Source organism: Jannaschia sp. GRR-S6-38 (genome assembly GCF_029853695.1).
Classification (GTDB): Bacteria; Pseudomonadota; Alphaproteobacteria; order Rhodobacterales; family Rhodobacteraceae; genus Jannaschia; species Jannaschia ovalis.
Genome location: NZ_CP122537.1, coordinates 201,910 through 216,670, shown reverse-complemented (window position 1 = coordinate 216,670; position 14,761 = coordinate 201,910). Strand labels below are relative to the sequence as shown.

The following is a 14,761-nucleotide window of genomic DNA, read 5'->3' as shown; positions in this document are numbered from 1 at the left end:
GGACAGCGGTGTTCGCATTCTGTTCCAAGGCAGGATGGCGCCGCCCGTCTCCATCCTGTCGCTGAACCACGCCTTGCGCCTGCCGGCGCGGCCGCGCGGGCCGGCCGTGGCCGTCTTCGCGGTGGAGCCCGCGCGCTGGGCCCGGCCCGAGGCCTCGGCGCGGCAATGGCGCTTCGTGGCCGAATGGCTGGTCGAGCTGCGCGCGGGGCTGGACGCGCGCGGCGTGCCGCTGGTCGTGCGGCGGGGTCCGGAAGCCGAGGTGATCGCGGCCATCCGGGCCGCGCCCGATGCCGCGCCGGGGTCGATCCCCGAGGCGGCGGCGCTGGGCCTGGGCTTCGACCCCTGCCCGCGGCGGCAGCGGGGTGGGGCGGCGGCGCTGGCGGCGGCGCGCGGCGACGCGGCCCGGATGGCGGCGCACCGGGCCTGGGGCTGCGTGCCCGTCCGCGGGCGCGCGAGGTTGGCGGCGTTGGCGGGTGCCCATGCGCTGGACAGCCGGCCGCTGCTCGGGGTCGCGGCGCCCGCATCCGCGGATGACGCGGGTTTCGCGGCCTGGGCGGCGGGGCGAACGGGCTGGAGTATCGTCGATGCGGCTATGCGGCGGGCCCGAGCGAGCGGGGTCTTCGCGCCGGGCGCGGCGGAGCTGGCGCAGGCGCTGGCCGTGCATGTCCAGGGGATCGAATGGCGGCGCGCAGGGACGCATCTGGCGCGGCTCTCGACCGGGTTCGACTCCGCGCCGTTCTGGCTGGCGATGCAGGATGCCGCGGGCCTGACGAATGCGGATCCGGGGCGCCTGCTCGCGCGGCTGGCGCGCGGGGCGCCGTCCGGCGGGGCCGATGCGCTGCGGGCCGCGCGGGCCGGGCTTGCCCGGCGGCGCGCCTGTCCCATCTTCCAAGGCTCCGCCCGCGACCTGGCCATGCGCCTGGGCCGGCCGGAACCGAAGCCCCGCCGCGCCGACGCGCGCCAGATCGAGATGGACCTGCCATGGCCCGAATGACCCGCAAGAGCGACCTGCCGCAGAAGACCTGCGCCGCCTGCGGGCGGCCCTTCGCCTGGCGCAAGAAATGGGCGAAGGTCTGGGACGAGGTGAAATACTGCTCGGACGCCTGTCGGCGAAAGCGGTAAGATTTTCTAACCAATCTTGATTGTCGCGGCGTCAAACTTGCGCTAGCTCCCCGGCAGCAGAGGGAGGGACATGATGTCGCGCACGGAACGTTACGGCCTTCAGGTCGCCGAGGAACTGGCCGAGTTCATCGAAAACGAGGCGCTGCCGGGCACCGGCATCGAGGCGGATGACTTCTGGGCCGGCTTCGCGGCACTGGCGGGCGACCTGGCCCCGAAGAACGCGGCCTTCCTGGCCGAGCGCGCGGCGATCCAGGCGAAGATCGACGATTGGCACAAGGCGCGCGCGGGCCAGCCGCATGACGCCGAAGCCTACCGCGCCTTCCTGGAGAAGATCGGCTATCTCGTGCCCGAGGGCCCCGACTTCACCATCACCACCGAGAACGTCGACCCCGAGATCGCGTCGACGCCCGGCCCGCAGCTCGTCGTGCCGATCACCAATGCGCGCTACGCGCTGAACGCCGCGAATGCGCGCTGGGGCAACCTCTTCGACGCGCTCTACGGCACCGACGCGCTGGGCGACCTGCCGGCGGGCAAGGGCTACGACCCGGCGCGCGGCCAGCGGGTGATCGCGCGGGCCAAGGAATTCCTCGACCAGGCGGTGCCGCTCCACGCCGGCTCCTGGGCGGATGTGGTGGGGCTGCGCCTGCGCGACGGCCAGCTCAAGGCGGTGATCCTGAACGACCAGGACTGGCGGCAGGCGAACACCACCGTCTGGGAGGAGCCGGGCCTGCAATCGGCCCCGCCCGTGGGCATGGAGGTCGACCTGGCCGAGCCGGGCGCCTTCCGCGGCTGGGTGACCGATGGCGACACGGTCCGCATCCTGCTGGTCCATCACGGGCTGGGCATCGTGCCGGTCATCACGCGGGACGGCGATATCGGCCGCGACGACGCGATGGGACTGGACGCGCTGCACCTGGAATCCGCCGTCTCCGCGATCATGGATTGCGAGGATTCGGTCGCCTGCGTCGATGCCGAGGATAAGGTCCTGGCCTATCGCAACTGGCTGGGCCTGATGCGCGGCGACCTGTCCGAGGAGGTGACGAAGAGCGGGCGCAGCTTCACCCGCAAGCTGAACCCCGACATGGAGTTCAACACGCCGGGGGGCGAGGTGATCACGGTCAAGGGCCGGGCGCTGATGCTGGTGCGCAACGTGGGCCACCTGATGACCAATCCGGCGATCCTGATGGCGGACGGTGCGGAGATCCCCGAGGGGCTGATGGACGCGGCGATCACGACGCTGATCGCGATGCACGACCTCCGGAAGACGGACGGGCCGCGCAACTCGGTCCATGGCTCGGTCTATGTCGTGAAGCCCAAGATGCACGGGCCCGCCGAGGTGGCCTTCGCCGACGAGATCTTCACCCGGGTCGAGGCGCTGCTGGGCCTGCCCGCGAACACCGTCAAGCTGGGCATCATGGACGAGGAGCGGCGCACCTCGGCCAATCTGAAGGAATGCATCCGCGCCGCGCGAGCGCGGGTGGCCTTCATCAATACGGGCTTCCTCGACCGCACCGGTGATGAGATCCACACCTCGATGGAAGCCGGGCCGATGCTGCCCAAGGGCGAGATGAAATCGACGCCCTGGATCGCCGCCTACGAGGATCGCAACGTCGATATCGGGCTGGCCTGCGGGCTGAAGGGCCGGGCGCAGATCGGCAAGGGCATGTGGGCCATGCCCGACCTGATGGCCGCGATGCTGAAGGAGAAGATCGGCCATCCGGAGGCCGGCGCGACCTGCGCCTGGGTGCCGTCGCCGACGGCGGCGACGCTGCATGCCACGCATTACCACAAGGTCGACGTGCTGGCGCGCCAGGACGCGCTGGCCGCCGGCGGGCCGCGCGGCACGCTGAAGGACCTGCTGACCATCCCGGTGATGGAGGGGCGCAACCTCTCGGATGACGAGGTCACGCGCGAGATCGAGAATAACGCCCAGGGCATCCTGGGCTACGTGGTGCGCTGGGTCGACCAAGGGGTCGGCTGCTCGAAGGTGCCCGATATCCACGATGTGGGCCTGATGGAGGACCGCGCGACCTGCCGGATCTCCAGCCAGGCGCTGGCCAACTGGCTGCATCACGGGGTGGTGTCGAAGGACCAGGTCGAGGCCGGGATGCGCAAGATGGCCGCCAAGGTCGATGCGCAGAACGCCGGCGACCCGAGCTACACGCCGATGGCGCCGGGCTTCGACGGCGTGGCCTACAAGGCGGCGCAGGACCTGGTCTTCGAGGGACGGGTGCAGCCCTCGGGCTATACCGAGCCGGTCCTGCACCGTCGCCGGCTGGAGCTGAAGGCCGGCTGATGTCGGTCCGGGATTTTCCCGACATCCCCCCGGTCTGGGCGGCGGGCTGTTTCGCCGCCCAGTTCGCCCTGTCGCTCCTGCCCGGGCCCGCGCCGCGCGCGGCCCCGCTGGGCTGGGCGCTGATCGCGGCGGGGCTGGTGCTGATCGCGTGGTCGGCCTGGTGGTTCTGGCGCAAATCCACCAGCATCGAGCCGCGCGAAGTGCCGCGCCGCCTGATCGTCGAGGGGCCGTTCCGACTGAACCGCAACCCGATCTACACCGGCATGGCGCTGGCGCTGGCCGGCACGGGGGTCCTGCTACAATCGCTGCTGGCGGTACTTCTGGTGCTGCCCTTCCTGCTCGTCATCACCCGCCGCTTCGTCCTGGGTGAGGAGGCGGCGCTGCGCGCGGCCTTCGGCCCCGAGGCGGAGGCCTATCTGAACCGAACCCGCCGCTGGTAACTCCGAAAGGACCCGCCATGACCGAGATCACTCACGACCAGGCGCGCACCATCATCGACGCCACGCTCGCCAAGGGCGCCGCGATGGGGCTGAAGCCGCTCTCCGTCATCGTGCTGGACGCGGGCGGGCACCCGAAGGCCTTCGCGCGGGCCGACGGCGCCTCGCCCGGGCGCTTCGCGATCGCGCAGGGCAAGGCCTATGGCGCGGTGATGCTGGGCATGGCGGGGCAGGCGCAAATGGCGCGGGCCGAGGCCCAGGCCTATTTCATGTCCGCGGTGAACGGCGTCTTCGGCGGGCAGGTCGTGCCGGTGCCGGGCGGGCTGCTGGTTCGCGCGGATGGGGTCGTAATCGGCGCGGTGGGCGTGACCGGCGACACCTCCGACAATGATGCCGAGGCCGGGATGGCCGGGATCGCGGCGGCCGGGTTGGACGGCGAGGCCTGAGCGCAGACCTGCGCCCGCGCAGCCGCGACCCTGCGCAAGCGGGGGTTTTCGTGGCGCCCGCGGCCCGGTATTCGTTCGCGTCAAACGAAAGGATCGTCATGCGCCCGCTCGTCGGCATCATCTCGAACAGCTACCTGATCAACGATCAGTACCCGGCCCATGCCAACGGGACGATGAACACCGATGCCGTGGCGCATGTCTCGGACGCGATCGCGCTGACCTTTCCCGCCTGTCCCGACGCCAGCCGCATCGAGGAGCTGCTGGAGGTATTCGACGGCTTCCTGTTCACCGGCGGGCGGCCCAACGTCCATCCCGAGGAATACGGCCATGCCGAGACCGAGGCGCATGGCGCCTTCGATCGCAAGCGCGACGCGGTGGCCCTGCCGCTGATCCGGGCCTGCGTCGCGCGGGGGCAGCCCATCCTCGGGCTCTGCCGCGGGTTCCAGGAGCTGGCGGTCGCCATGGGCTCGACTCTGCATCCCGAGATCCGCGACCTGCCGGGCCGGATGAACCACCGGATGCCGCCGGACGGCACCATCGAGGAGAAATTCGCGCTGCGCCACGAGGTGCATCTGACGCCGGGCGGGCCCTTTGCGCGGCTTCTGGGGGCGGAGACGGTGATGACCAACACGCTGCACGGGCAGGGCATCGACGAGGCCGGGCCGCGCATCGTGATCGACGGGCGCGCGCCGGACGGCACGCCGGAGGCGATCTATGTCGACGGCGCGCCGGGCTTCGCGATGGCGGTGCAATGGCACCCGGAATACAAGGCCGCCGACGACCCGGTGTCGCGCCCCCTTTTCGAAGCGTTCGGCGCCGCCTGCCGGGCGTGGAAGGCGGGCCGCGTGGCCACGCCGATGGCGAAGGCCGGCTAGCGCCAGAGCGCCGAGTCGCGCCAGACCGCCGGCACGCGCAGCTTGCCCGACAGGGCCCCGGTCCGGATCGCCTGCCAGGCGGGCGCCCATTCCTCGGGCAATGCGTAGGGCGGGGCGACCGCGTCCTCCCGCGTGAAGCCGAACCGCCCGTAGAACCCCGGATCGCCCAGCACGCAGACCGGATCGGGCCGAACGGCCGCCAGCGCAGCAGTGACCAGCACGCGGCCCCGGCCACGGCCTTGCCTCTCGGGCGCGACGGCGACGGGGCCCAGCAGCCAGACCGGCGCGTCGCCCACGCGGCAGGGCGTCAGCGCCGCATGCGCTTCGAGCGCGCCGTCGCAGACATGGCGGACCGCGGGATCGGCGGCCAGCGCGGCCACGAGCCCGGTCAGGTCCTCGTCCGGGAAGGCCGCGGCGTAGAGCGCGCGCAGCTCCTCACCCCCGGGGCAGCGGAGCTCCATCAGAACCCGAAGAGCCGGGCGGGATTGCGCACCAGCACGGCCTCGCGGGTGTCGTCGTCGGGGCAGACCCGGTCCAGCGCATCGAGCGCCACCGCCGCCGGGGCGGCCCGCGCGTCGCCCAGCATGATATGCGGCCAGTCCGAGCCCCAGAGACAGCGCAGCGGGTTGGCCTCGAGAAGCGCGGCCACATGCGCGTCGGCGGCGTCGAAGGGCGCGGGGCAATGGCGATAGAGCGCCGAGAGCTTCACCCAGAGATTGCCGTGATCGAGCGTGTCGCGCAGCGCGCGGAAGCCCGGCTCGTCGATCCCCGCGGCGAGATCCGGCCAGCCGATGTGATCGAGCACCATCGGCACCGGCAGGGCGCGGATGCGGGGGGCGAGATCGGCCATGTGGCGATCGGCGCGCAGCAGCATCTGGACGTGCAGCCCGCGATCCGCGAGGCGCGGGGCCATCGCCTCGACGCCCTCCCAGCTCAGCACGCCGCCATGGACGTAGTTGAGCCGCACGCCCTCGATCCCCTGCGCCACCAGATCGTCGAGATCGGCGTCGCTGGCCGCGTCGTCCACCAGCCCGATGCCGCGCGTCGTCTCGCGGCCCAGCGCCTCGATGCCGCGCGCCACGAGGCTGTTGTCGGTGCCGAAGAGGATCGACTGGACGATCACCGTCCGCTCGATCCCCAGCGCGGCCATCTGCACGCGATAGGCGTCGAGATAGGCGTCGAAATCCCAGCCGTCCGCGGGATCCTCGGCGCGCTTGTCCCACAGTTCCGCTTCGCCCGCCGCGCCAAGCAGGTGAATATGCGTGTCGCAGGTGCCCGCCGGCGCGGGGCGATCGGGCGCGATTGGATCGGGGGGCGGGGCGGAGCGGGGCAGGGCCATGCGCCGCAGGCTGGGCCTGCGGCCCCAGAGCGTCCAGAAGCTCAGGTCTGGCGCGGCCCGTTCTGCTGGCGCAGCACGAGACGGATACGATCCCACGCCTTCTGGTTCTCGAGATGGCCCTCGGCCTTCTCCTCGGCGGCGCGCTGGGCCGCGATGGCTTCGGCCCGTGGTCCGGCCACCTCGTGCAACTGACGGGCGTGCCGAATGACGTCGCTTTGACGAAGCATGGTCTTTCCTCCCTCAGGTCTGACGCTTGGCACCCTAACACATTCGAAACCCGAAGAATTGATTGTCGTCAAAACCGGCAAAGTTCAGCCGTATTGTTCCAGCATCTGCAACAAATCGCCGTGGGTATTGGCCTCCTGGCCGGGCTTGTCCCGCCGCCAGCGCAGCATGCGTGGAAAGCGCAGCGCGACGCCAGATTTGTGCCGGGTCGAGCGCTGGATGCCTTCGAAACCGATTTCGAACACCTGTTCGGGCGGCACCTGCCGCACCGGCCCGAAGCGCTGCAGCGTGTTGCGGCGGACCCAATGGGTGATCTGGCGGAATTCCGCGTCCGTGAGGCCGGAATAGGCCTTCGTGAAGGGCACGAGCTCGTTTCCCTTCCAGACGGCGAAGGTGAAGTCGGTGTAGAGATTCGCCCGTCGGCCGTGACCGGCCTGCGCGTAGACCATGACCGCGTCGATGGTCAGCGGGTCTAGCTTCCATTTCCACCAATCGCCCTTCTTGCGGCCGACATGGTAGGGGCTGGCCTTGCGCTTGAGCATCATCCCCTCGGCGCCGGCCTCGCGCGCGGCGGCGCGAATTTCGCCCAGCGCGTCCCAATCGTCGAAAGGGGCCAGCCGCGAGAGGTTGACCGGCGCGTCCGCGGGCAGGTCGGCGGCGAGCGCCTCCAGCCGTTCGCGGCGCTCGGCAAAGGGGCGGGCGCGAATATCCTCGCCCGCATGCTCCAGCAGGTCGTAGGCGCGCAGGATCACCGGCGCCTCGGCCAGCAGCTTTTTCGGAACGGTCTTGCGCCCGATCCGGGGCTGCAGCGCGGCGAAGCTGCGCGGCATCGCGGCAGCGGCGTCCCAGACCAGCACCTCGCCGTCGAGCACCGTGCCGTCGGGCAGGAAATCGACCGCGCGGGCGAATTCGGGGAAGCGGTCGGTCATCAGCTCCTCGCCCCGGCTCCAGAGATGGTGCTGGCCGCCGCGCAGGATGAGCTGGCCGCGGATGCCGTCCCATTTCCACTCCGCCAGCCAGTCGTCGGGATCGCCCAGCGCCTCGGGCCCGTCCTCGACTCCGTAGGCCAGGCAGAACGGATAGGGGCGACTGAGATCGGCCTCCGGGTCCGGGGCCTCGATCAGCGCGGCGTAGCTCGTGGCCTCGGGCGTCCAGCCGCCCATCAGGCGGTGGGCGAGCTCGGCCTCCGCGATCCCGGTGGCCTGCGCCAGCGCGCGGGTCATCAGCTTCTGGCTGACGCCCACGCGGAAGCCGCCGGTGATGAGCTTGTTGAAGACGAAGCGCTCCGCCCCGGCGAGCTGGTCCCAGGCGGCCTCGATCACGCGGCGCTTCTCGGGCTCCTCGGCCTTCGAGAGCGCGCGGATCTCGCCGATCCAGTCGGCGAGGCTGCGCTCGGACCTGTCCTTCGGGTCGGGCAGGACGAGGTGGATCGTCTCGGCCAGGTCGCCCACCACGTCGTAGCTGGCGCGGAACAGCCACATCGGCAGGCCCGCGATCTCGGCCGCCCATTCGGCCAGCCGCGTGGCCGTCACCGTGCGCTTGGGCCGGCGCCCCGACAGAAGCGCGATGGTCCAGAGCCGGTCGGCATCCGGCGCCTCGCGGAAATATGCGGCCAGCGCCTCGGTCTTGGCGCCGGTCTTGGTGGTCTGGTCCAGCGCGGTGAAGAGGGCGGCGAAGCGCTTCATGTGCGAAGGAACGCGGCCATGGCGTCGACGGCGCGGTCGGCCTTGGGCGTGCGGCCCACGGCCAGCTGCCAGACATGCGGGACGCCGGCTTCCTTCTCGACGCGGACCGGCGCGCCGAACTCGCGCAGCCGCGCGGCGATCGCGTCGGCGTCGCGTTCGAGGTACTCGCCCCGCGCGGCCTGGATCAGGACGGGCGGCGCGCCCGCGAAGCGCGCGCGGATCGGCGAGGCGCGCGGATCGGTCGGATCGGCCCCCGCGAGATAGTCGCGCGCCGCGCGCCGCAGCAGCCGCTGGGGCAACAGCATCTCGTCGCAATCCGGCGGCGCGGCGCGGTCGGGCCGCAGGTCGCAGGCGGGCGAGGCGAGGACGAGATGGGTCGGGCGCACGCCTTCGGGCAGGAGCAGTCCCAGCGCGGCCAGCGCCAGCGTGCCGCCCGCGCTGTCGCCGCCCAGCGCGAAGGGCCCGTCCGCGGCCACGGCGCGCAGGACGGCCACGCAATCCTCCAGCCCCGCGGGGAAGGGATGCTCGGGCGCGAGACGGTAATCGGGCAGGATCACGCGATATCCCGTCCGCGCGGCGAGCCCGTGGGCGAGGCTGCGATAGTTGCGGGGCGAGCCGATGACGAAGGCGCCGCCATGCAGCCAGACCAGCGTGCCCGCGGGCTTCTCGGGCGCCACGGTCAGGCAGGGCAGGCCGGCGATGCGCGCCTGCGCCTCGTGGATGCCCGGCGCCCGCAGCGGCCGGGGCGCGGCCAGCGTCATGCCCAGCCGCTGCACCGTCCAGGGCAAGGGCAGCGCGAGGAAGGGCCGGGCGCCGTAGCGCGCCGACAGGACCAGCGCCCGGTCGCGCCAGGACCCGCCGCTCATGCCTCGGCCTCCTCGGTCTCGAGGAGTTCGTCGCCGAACTCGGTCTGCACGATCCGCGCCTCGTAGCCCTGGCTTTCCAGCCAGTCGCGGAAGGTGCTGGTATAGCCGTGGGTGGCGAAGATGCGGCTGGCCCCGGTTTCCTTCACGGCCGCGTTCAGCCCCTTCCAGTCGGCATGGTCGCTGACGACGAAGCCGCGGTCGGCGGACCGCCGGCGGCGCACCCCGCGCAACGCCATCCAGCCCGAGGCGATGCCCTGGCTGGCCCGGCCGAAGCGCCGCGCCCAGGGCTGCGCCAGCGCGCCGGGCGGCGCGATCACCAGCGCGCCGGCATGGGCCTTCAGGTCGGTCTCGGCGGTGACGCGGATCGTGGCGGGCAGCTCCACGCCCTGCGCGCGCAGCACCTCGTTGGTGTTCTCGACGGCGCCATGGGTCAGGATCGGGCCGATCGACGGGTCGACCATCGTCATCACCCGCTGCGCCTTGCCGAGCGAATAGGCCCCGATAAGCGAGAACCGCCCGGCGTCGCGATTGGCGCGCCACCAGTCGTCGATCTGGGCGCGCAGTTCGGTCTCGGGGGCCCAGTCGAAGACCGGCAGGCCGAAGGTGCATTCGGTGATGAAGGCGTGGCAGCGCACGGGCTCCCACGGCTCGGACAGCGCGTCTGGCGCGGTCTTGTAGTCGCCCGAGACCACCCAGACCTCGCCCTTGTGCTCGACACGGATCTGCGCGCTGCCGGGGACGTGGCCGGCGGGGTGGAAGCTGACGCGGACGCCGCCGATCTCGCGCGTCTCGCCGAAGGCGATGCCCTCGGCGGTGATGTCGCCCAGGCGGTGGCGCATGACGGGCAGGGCGGCATCGGTGGCGAGGTAGCGGCGGTGGCCGGGATAGGCGTGATCGGCATGGCCATGCGTGACGAGCGCGCGGTCGACCGGGCGCCACGGATCGATATGGAACCCGCCCGCGGGGCACCAGATGCCGTCATCGGTGAATTCCAGAACCATACCGCCTCCCTTCGAGGCTGCGAGCTAGCGCGCCCCGGGCGCGGGAACAGTCGCGGGACCGTGCGGCGGAGGCAAGGCGGTTGCCGGGGGCTGTCGCGGCGATGTGGCTGCGGGTGGGGCGACGGGCAGGCGCCGCCGGCCGTTGGCGCGGGCAGGGCGGGGGAGACGAACGCGGTTCGGCGCAATCGGGTGCTTCGTTCGAGCGGTTGGCGTTGAGCCGACGCCCGCGGGCCGCATGGGGTTGTCGGGTCGCTCGCAGATGGGGGGAGCGGGTGGCCCGCTGCACGGCAGGGGGCTCCGGAAGCCGGGCCACGGAGGATGCTGGGGCGACGCGTCGGCGCACGCGGTGGGCGGATTCAGCCAAGGGGGCCGGGGCCCCGCCGCCATGGTCACCTCCCGGTCCCGATGGCCCAGCGGTGACGACGGCGGCCAGACAGGACGCGCCACATACCGGATCCGCCGGGCTCGCTTCGGAGGAGCGCCGCCAGATCTTGGAGAAACCTTGCCTATGCGTTGCGACAAAGCGGGGGGACCAGCCGCATCAAAGCCCCGACGGGATCGCGCGGCGCCCCGGCCCCGCCGCGCGCGGATGGGCGCGCCCCGGGGTCGGGGGTCACTCCGTCTCGTCCGCCTCGCCCGCCACGACCAGCATGATCTCCCCCGCCTCCTCCAACTCGCGGATTGAGGCGACCACGGCGGCCATCGCGGCCTCCGCCTCGTCGGGTGCGATCTTTCCGCGTTCGGCGATCTCGTCGCGGATCTGGTCGGCAAGGCGGCTGGAGATCGCGCCGAGGATAAAATCGACCACCGGCGCCATCGCCTCGCCCGCCCCGCCGATCGCGGCGACGACCTGCGCGTTTTCCACCCCGCGCAGGACTTTCGGCACGTCCCGGGGATCGACGCGATCGGGAATGTTCTCGAAGCTGAAGACGGCCGCGCGAACGCGGGCGGCGAAGGGGGCGTCGACGGCATCGAGCCGGTCCATCAGGTCGCGGCGCAGGCCCGAGGTCGCGGCGTTCAGGATCTGGCCCACGCGCGCCACGCTGTCGCCGGCGAAGGCCGGGGCGGGCACGTTCGAGGATTGCAGGCCCAGCGCGCGGCCGATCCGGGCGACGGCGTCGGGCGTCACCTCCTCGGTGCGGGCGAAGGCGGCGGCGATGGCCTCGGCGCGCGGCTTGTCCATCAGCGCGAGCAGGCCGGCGGCGCGGGGCGGCGGCAGCTTCGACAGAAGGACCGCGCAGACCTCCTCGCTTTCATGGGCCATGATGGCGACGAGCCCCTCGTCGGGCTGGCCCGCCACGTCCTGCCAGATCGCGTCGCCGGCCGGCGGGTCGAGGCCCAGATCGGCGACGAGGCTCTCCAGCACCTCGGGGGCGAGGGCCGCGTCGAGACGGGCGATCACCTTGGCCGGATCGCGGGGAAAATGCAGGCCGATCGAATCGAGCTCGGCGGCGAATTCGGCCACGACCGCGGCCAGCGTCGCGCGGTCGATGAAGCGGAGCCCGGCCATGTCGGAGACGAGCGCGCGCTGCTGGTCGGGCGGCAGGTCGCGCAGCCCCGGATCGAGCCCGCCGGAGACGAGAAGCTGGATCACGACCGCCGCCTTCTGGCGCGGCGTGAGACGGCGCCCCGGCGGCGGGGGCGGCATCGAAGTCGGGGCAAGATCCATGACGCGGGCGGGCTCCGGCTGGGTGCGGCCGGTATGCCCGCCCGGGTCTTAACGAAGCGTTGCGCCGGGCGTCAGTAAGCGGCGCGCCCGGTCTCGACCGTCCGGGCCAGCATCCGCTCGGGATAGGTGCCGCGGCCGCCCGCCTCGCGGATCATGGCAAGCTGCAGGCGCGCCGCGTCGATGCGCCCGGCCTCGGCCAGGCCCTGGCCCATGTAGCTGCGCGCGAGGAAGTTCTGCGGATCGAGCGACAGTGCCGCCTCGTAGAACACCATCGCGCGCGGCAGGTCGCCCGCCTTGCGCGTCGCGAAGCCGCGAACGGTCAGCGCGTCGGTCGTCTCGGGCGCGTCCAGCGCGGCGAGGACGCGCAGCGCGTCTTCGGGCCGGCCGAAGCTCGCCAGTTCGCGCGCGGCCTCGATCCGGGTGGCGTCGTCGAGCGAGGAGCTTTGCGGGTCGACGCATGCGCCCTTGTCGGCGTCCCAGACCTGCGCGCCGGTGCAATCGGCGGAGGTCTGGGTCTGCGTGGCGGGTTCGGACCCGGCGGCGAAGGCCGCGAGCGGCAGGAGGGTGGCGAGCGCGGCGAGGGATACGATCTTCATGGCGGAAGCTCCGGTTGGGACATTCCGCATGGTAAGGCGCGCGCGCCGCGCGACAATCACGATCGGGTGACGGGCCTCAGATCAGGCCCGCCGTCTCCTCGGCGCCGATCATCAGGTTGAGGTTTTGGACCGCCGTCCCCGAGGCGCCTTTGCCCAGGTTGTCCAGCACCGCCGCGACCGTCACGCGGGCATTGCCGTCGCCCTGGACGCTGATCGCCATGCGGTTGGTGCCGTTGAGCGCTTGAGGGTCGATCCGCTCGCCCGGCATCTCGACGGAGACGAAGGGATCGCCCGCGTAGAATTCGCGCAGCGCGGCCTCGATCCGGGCATAGCCGGCGATGCCGCCGGGCAGCAGGTCGGCATGCAGGTGCAGCTGCACCGCCATGCCCTGCGCGTAGGCCCCGACGGCCGGCTGGAACAGCGGCTTGCGGTCGAGCCCGCCATAGCGCGCGATCTCGGGCAGGTGCTTGTGACCCTGGCTCAGCGCGTAGAGGTAATAGGCCGGCGCCGCGCCGCGTTCGAACTCGGCGATCAGCGCCTTGCCGCCACCCGTGTAGCCCGAAACGCCGGTCAGGACGACGCCGTGATCGGGCGGTAGGATCTCGGCATCGGTCAGCGGCCGCAGCATCGAGATGGCGGCGGTGGCGAAACAGCCGACATTGGCGACGTGGCGCGCGTCGCGGATGCGGTCGCGCTGGCCGGGCAGTTCCGGCATGCCGTAAACCCAGTCGGCGGCGACGCGATGCGCCGTCGAGGCGTCGATGATGCGCGTGTCGCCCGCCATCGCCACGGCGGCGCGGGCGGCGTCGTCGGGCAGGCAGAGGATCGCGACATCGGCTTGGGCGAAGGCGTCGCGCCGGGCGGCATCGTCCTTGCGCGTGGCCTCGTCCAGCTGGACGAGACGGATGTCGTCGCGCCCCGCCAGCCGGTCGCGGATCTGCAGGCCGGTGGTTCCCGCCTCGCCGTCGATGAACACTGCCGTCGTCATGCGCGCCTCCCTTGGCTCGGGGGCCGGGATAGGGCGCGGGAGGGGGCGGTGCAAGCCGGCTGCGCGCTCAGCGCAGGATGTCCTGGCCCATCTGCCGCCAGAGATCGACATAGTCGAGCAGCACCCAATTCTCGGCGATCCGGCCCCGCGCGCAGCGGTAGAAATCCATGACCCGGAGGGTGAGCGCGCGCCCGCTGGGCGCGGCGCCGAGATAGGGGCCGCGATGGGTCATCGTCATTGAGGGCCAGCCCGAGACCGCGGCATAGGGCCCGTCGCCGATCCGGCAGTAATGGTTGCCGCCCCGACGGTCCGGAAAGGCGGCGAGAAAGGCGGCGCGGTGGTGATCGACGAAGCCGTCCCAGCGGAAGGTCGAGCCGATGCCGCCCGGCCCGTACCACAGGAAGTCCTCGGCCCAGGTGCCGTCCGGCCCGATCTGCCCGGGCGAGGCGGCGGTGGCGGGATCGAAGACGTGCAGGTCGCCCAGCATCCGCTCGACCAGCCGCAGGCTGTCGGCGCCGCCCGCGGGATCGGGGCAGATGCCGTCATGCGTCGCGGGGCCGGGAAAGAGCATCTCGGAGCCCAAGCCCTCGGGGAACGGGTCCCGGCCGGCCTGGCGCATGAGGTCGGGCAGGTCGAGAATGACATGCGCCCGGGTGATGCGCCCTGCGGCGTCGATCTGGTGGAACGCGCCCGCGCGCAGGAAGGCCAACCGGTCGGAGGGCGCGACCCCCCAGAGCGGCGCGACATGGCGGCCGACGTAATGGCCCAACGTGGCGACCCAGCGCCCGCCCGGCGCGCGGGTGCTGTCGCCGCCGATGACAATCTCGTCGCGGGGATGCAGGCCTGAGAGCGCCGCGCGCAGGGGCGCGACGACATCGGCCATTATCGCCTCTGTCCCGTCCACCCGGTCGACCGGCGCCATCATCTCGAACACGGCCTCCGGCGCCAGCACGCCGGGATCTCCGGCGAGCAGCGCGGCCAGCCCCCGGCGGGTCGTGGCGCGGAAATCGGTCATCGAACCCTCCGTCAACTTAAGGCTTGCGCGGTCGCAAACGCCGGCGCTAGCGTTCCTGCAATCGTATGCATGGATCGGTCTGGCATGATGCCGCGTCCCGCGAAAGGCGCTTTCGGTTGGACCTGCCGGGCCGCCATGCCAAATTCGATCCCGACGGGTCGCGCGCCAGAACGCGGCCCTCGAAGAGACAACAAGGGAGAT

Annotated in this window: 16 protein-coding genes; 6 read left to right on the top strand and 10 right to left on the bottom strand. The window is 72.0% G+C overall.

What is annotated here, in order from left to right:
* Positions 1–34 precede the first annotated feature (34 nt).
* From P8627_RS01030 to P8627_RS01005, 6 genes are all read left to right on the top strand, one after another.
* The gene (locus P8627_RS01030; RefSeq protein ID WP_279965626.1) at positions 35–994 is read left to right on the top strand and encodes a deoxyribodipyrimidine photo-lyase; all 960 of its coding nucleotides are present in this window, start codon (positions 35–37) and stop codon (positions 992–994) included.
* On the top strand, positions 982–1,122 hold the full coding sequence (locus tag P8627_RS01025; RefSeq protein WP_279965625.1) for a DUF2256 domain-containing protein: 141 nt from the start codon (positions 982–984) through the stop codon (positions 1,120–1,122). The genes P8627_RS01030 and P8627_RS01025 overlap by 13 nt, the downstream gene beginning before the upstream one ends.
* Positions 1,123–1,192: 70 nt before the next feature.
* The gene (locus P8627_RS01020) at positions 1,193–3,418 is read left to right on the top strand and encodes a malate synthase G (RefSeq protein ID WP_279965624.1); all 2,226 of its coding nucleotides are present in this window, start codon (positions 1,193–1,195) and stop codon (positions 3,416–3,418) included.
* Positions 3,418–3,858, top strand: coding sequence for a methyltransferase family protein (locus tag P8627_RS01015; RefSeq protein ID WP_279965623.1), 441 nt, complete (start codon positions 3,418–3,420; stop codon positions 3,856–3,858). The genes P8627_RS01020 and P8627_RS01015 overlap by 1 nt, the downstream gene beginning before the upstream one ends.
* A 17-nt stretch (positions 3,859–3,875) precedes the next feature.
* Complete coding sequence (locus tag P8627_RS01010; protein WP_279965622.1) at positions 3,876–4,301, top strand: GlcG/HbpS family heme-binding protein; 426 nt, start codon at positions 3,876–3,878, stop codon at positions 4,299–4,301.
* Between the two features lie 98 nt (positions 4,302–4,399).
* Positions 4,400–5,176 carry a gamma-glutamyl-gamma-aminobutyrate hydrolase family protein gene (locus P8627_RS01005; RefSeq protein WP_279965621.1) on the top strand — a complete coding sequence of 259 codons (777 nt, stop codon included), beginning with the start codon at positions 4,400–4,402 and terminating at the stop codon, positions 5,174–5,176.
* On the opposite strand, the gene P8627_RS01000 is transcribed toward P8627_RS01005, so the two are convergent.
* The 10 genes from P8627_RS01000 to P8627_RS00955 form a co-directional block, all read right to left on the bottom strand.
* The gene (locus P8627_RS01000; protein ID WP_279965620.1) at positions 5,173–5,637 is read right to left on the bottom strand and encodes a GNAT family N-acetyltransferase; all 465 of its coding nucleotides are present in this window, start codon (positions 5,635–5,637) and stop codon (positions 5,173–5,175) included. The genes P8627_RS01005 and P8627_RS01000 overlap by 4 nt on opposite strands.
* Positions 5,637–6,515, bottom strand: coding sequence for an amidohydrolase family protein (locus P8627_RS00995; protein WP_279965619.1), 879 nt, complete (start codon positions 6,513–6,515; stop codon positions 5,637–5,639). The genes P8627_RS01000 and P8627_RS00995 overlap by 1 nt, the downstream gene beginning before the upstream one ends.
* A gap of 41 nt (positions 6,516–6,556) precedes the next feature.
* The gene (locus tag P8627_RS00990; protein WP_279965618.1) at positions 6,557–6,742 is read right to left on the bottom strand and encodes a hypothetical protein; all 186 of its coding nucleotides are present in this window, start codon (positions 6,740–6,742) and stop codon (positions 6,557–6,559) included.
* An 84-nt stretch (positions 6,743–6,826) separates the two neighbouring features.
* Positions 6,827–8,425: an ATP-dependent DNA ligase gene (locus P8627_RS00985; protein WP_279965617.1), complete on the bottom strand. Its 1,599-nt coding sequence runs from the start codon at positions 8,423–8,425 to the stop codon at positions 6,827–6,829.
* Positions 8,422–9,291, bottom strand: coding sequence for an alpha/beta hydrolase fold domain-containing protein (locus P8627_RS00980; protein ID WP_279965616.1), 870 nt, complete (start codon positions 9,289–9,291; stop codon positions 8,422–8,424). Before P8627_RS00980 ends, P8627_RS00985 begins: the two co-directional genes overlap by 4 nt.
* A complete protein-coding gene (locus tag P8627_RS00975; protein WP_279965615.1) occupies positions 9,288–10,292 on the bottom strand; it encodes a ligase-associated DNA damage response exonuclease in 1,005 nt (334 codons plus the stop codon). The genes P8627_RS00980 and P8627_RS00975 overlap by 4 nt, the downstream gene beginning before the upstream one ends.
* 613 nt (positions 10,293–10,905) lie before the next feature.
* Positions 10,906–11,886 carry a FliG C-terminal domain-containing protein gene (locus P8627_RS00970; RefSeq protein ID WP_279965614.1) on the bottom strand — a complete coding sequence of 327 codons (981 nt, stop codon included), beginning with the start codon at positions 11,884–11,886 and terminating at the stop codon, positions 10,906–10,908.
* Positions 11,887–12,032: 146 nt separating this feature from the next.
* Positions 12,033–12,557, bottom strand: a complete 525-nt coding sequence (locus tag P8627_RS00965; protein ID WP_279965613.1) for a tetratricopeptide repeat protein — start codon at positions 12,555–12,557, stop codon at positions 12,033–12,035.
* Positions 12,558–12,633: 76 nt separating this feature from the next.
* Positions 12,634–13,545: an N-acetyl-gamma-glutamyl-phosphate reductase gene (argC, locus tag P8627_RS00960; RefSeq protein WP_279965612.1), complete on the bottom strand. Its 912-nt coding sequence runs from the start codon at positions 13,543–13,545 to the stop codon at positions 12,634–12,636.
* 67 nt (positions 13,546–13,612) lie between these two features.
* Positions 13,613–14,560 (bottom strand): nuclear transport factor 2 family protein, encoded by a 948-nt coding sequence (locus P8627_RS00955; RefSeq protein WP_279965611.1) that lies wholly within the window; start codon positions 14,558–14,560, stop codon positions 13,613–13,615.
* Positions 14,561–14,761 lie beyond the last annotated feature (201 nt).

Bases quoted from the DNA above. Each gene is read 5' to 3' on its own strand.
- P8627_RS01005 (WP_279965621.1), top strand. From the start codon at position 4,400: ATGCGCCCGCTCGTCGGCATCATCTCGAACAGCTACCTGATCAACGAT.
- P8627_RS00965 (WP_279965613.1), bottom strand. From the start codon at position 12,557: ATGAAGATCGTATCCCTCGCCGCGCTCGCCACCCTCCTGCCGCTCGCG.
- P8627_RS01010 (WP_279965622.1), top strand. From the start codon at position 3,876: ATGACCGAGATCACTCACGACCAGGCGCGCACCATCATCGACGCCACG.
- P8627_RS00975 (WP_279965615.1), bottom strand. From the start codon at position 10,292: ATGGTTCTGGAATTCACCGATGACGGCATCTGGTGCCCCGCGGGCGGG.
- P8627_RS01025 (WP_279965625.1), top strand. From the start codon at position 982: ATGGCCCGAATGACCCGCAAGAGCGACCTGCCGCAGAAGACCTGCGCC.
- P8627_RS01000 (WP_279965620.1), bottom strand. From the start codon at position 5,637: ATGGAGCTCCGCTGCCCCGGGGGTGAGGAGCTGCGCGCGCTCTACGCC.
- P8627_RS00985 (WP_279965617.1), bottom strand. From the start codon at position 8,425: ATGAAGCGCTTCGCCGCCCTCTTCACCGCGCTGGACCAGACCACCAAG.
- P8627_RS01030 (WP_279965626.1), top strand. From the start codon at position 35: ATGGCGCCGCCCGTCTCCATCCTGTCGCTGAACCACGCCTTGCGCCTG.
- P8627_RS00990 (WP_279965618.1), bottom strand. From the start codon at position 6,742: ATGCTTCGTCAAAGCGACGTCATTCGGCACGCCCGTCAGTTGCACGAG.
- P8627_RS01020 (WP_279965624.1), top strand. From the start codon at position 1,193: ATGATGTCGCGCACGGAACGTTACGGCCTTCAGGTCGCCGAGGAACTG.
- P8627_RS00980 (WP_279965616.1), bottom strand. From the start codon at position 9,291: ATGAGCGGCGGGTCCTGGCGCGACCGGGCGCTGGTCCTGTCGGCGCGC.
- P8627_RS01015 (WP_279965623.1), top strand. From the start codon at position 3,418: ATGTCGGTCCGGGATTTTCCCGACATCCCCCCGGTCTGGGCGGCGGGC.
- P8627_RS00955 (WP_279965611.1), bottom strand. From the start codon at position 14,560: ATGACCGATTTCCGCGCCACGACCCGCCGGGGGCTGGCCGCGCTGCTC.
- P8627_RS00995 (WP_279965619.1), bottom strand. From the start codon at position 6,515: ATGGCCCTGCCCCGCTCCGCCCCGCCCCCCGATCCAATCGCGCCCGAT.
- argC (WP_279965612.1), bottom strand. From the start codon at position 13,545: ATGACGACGGCAGTGTTCATCGACGGCGAGGCGGGAACCACCGGCCTG.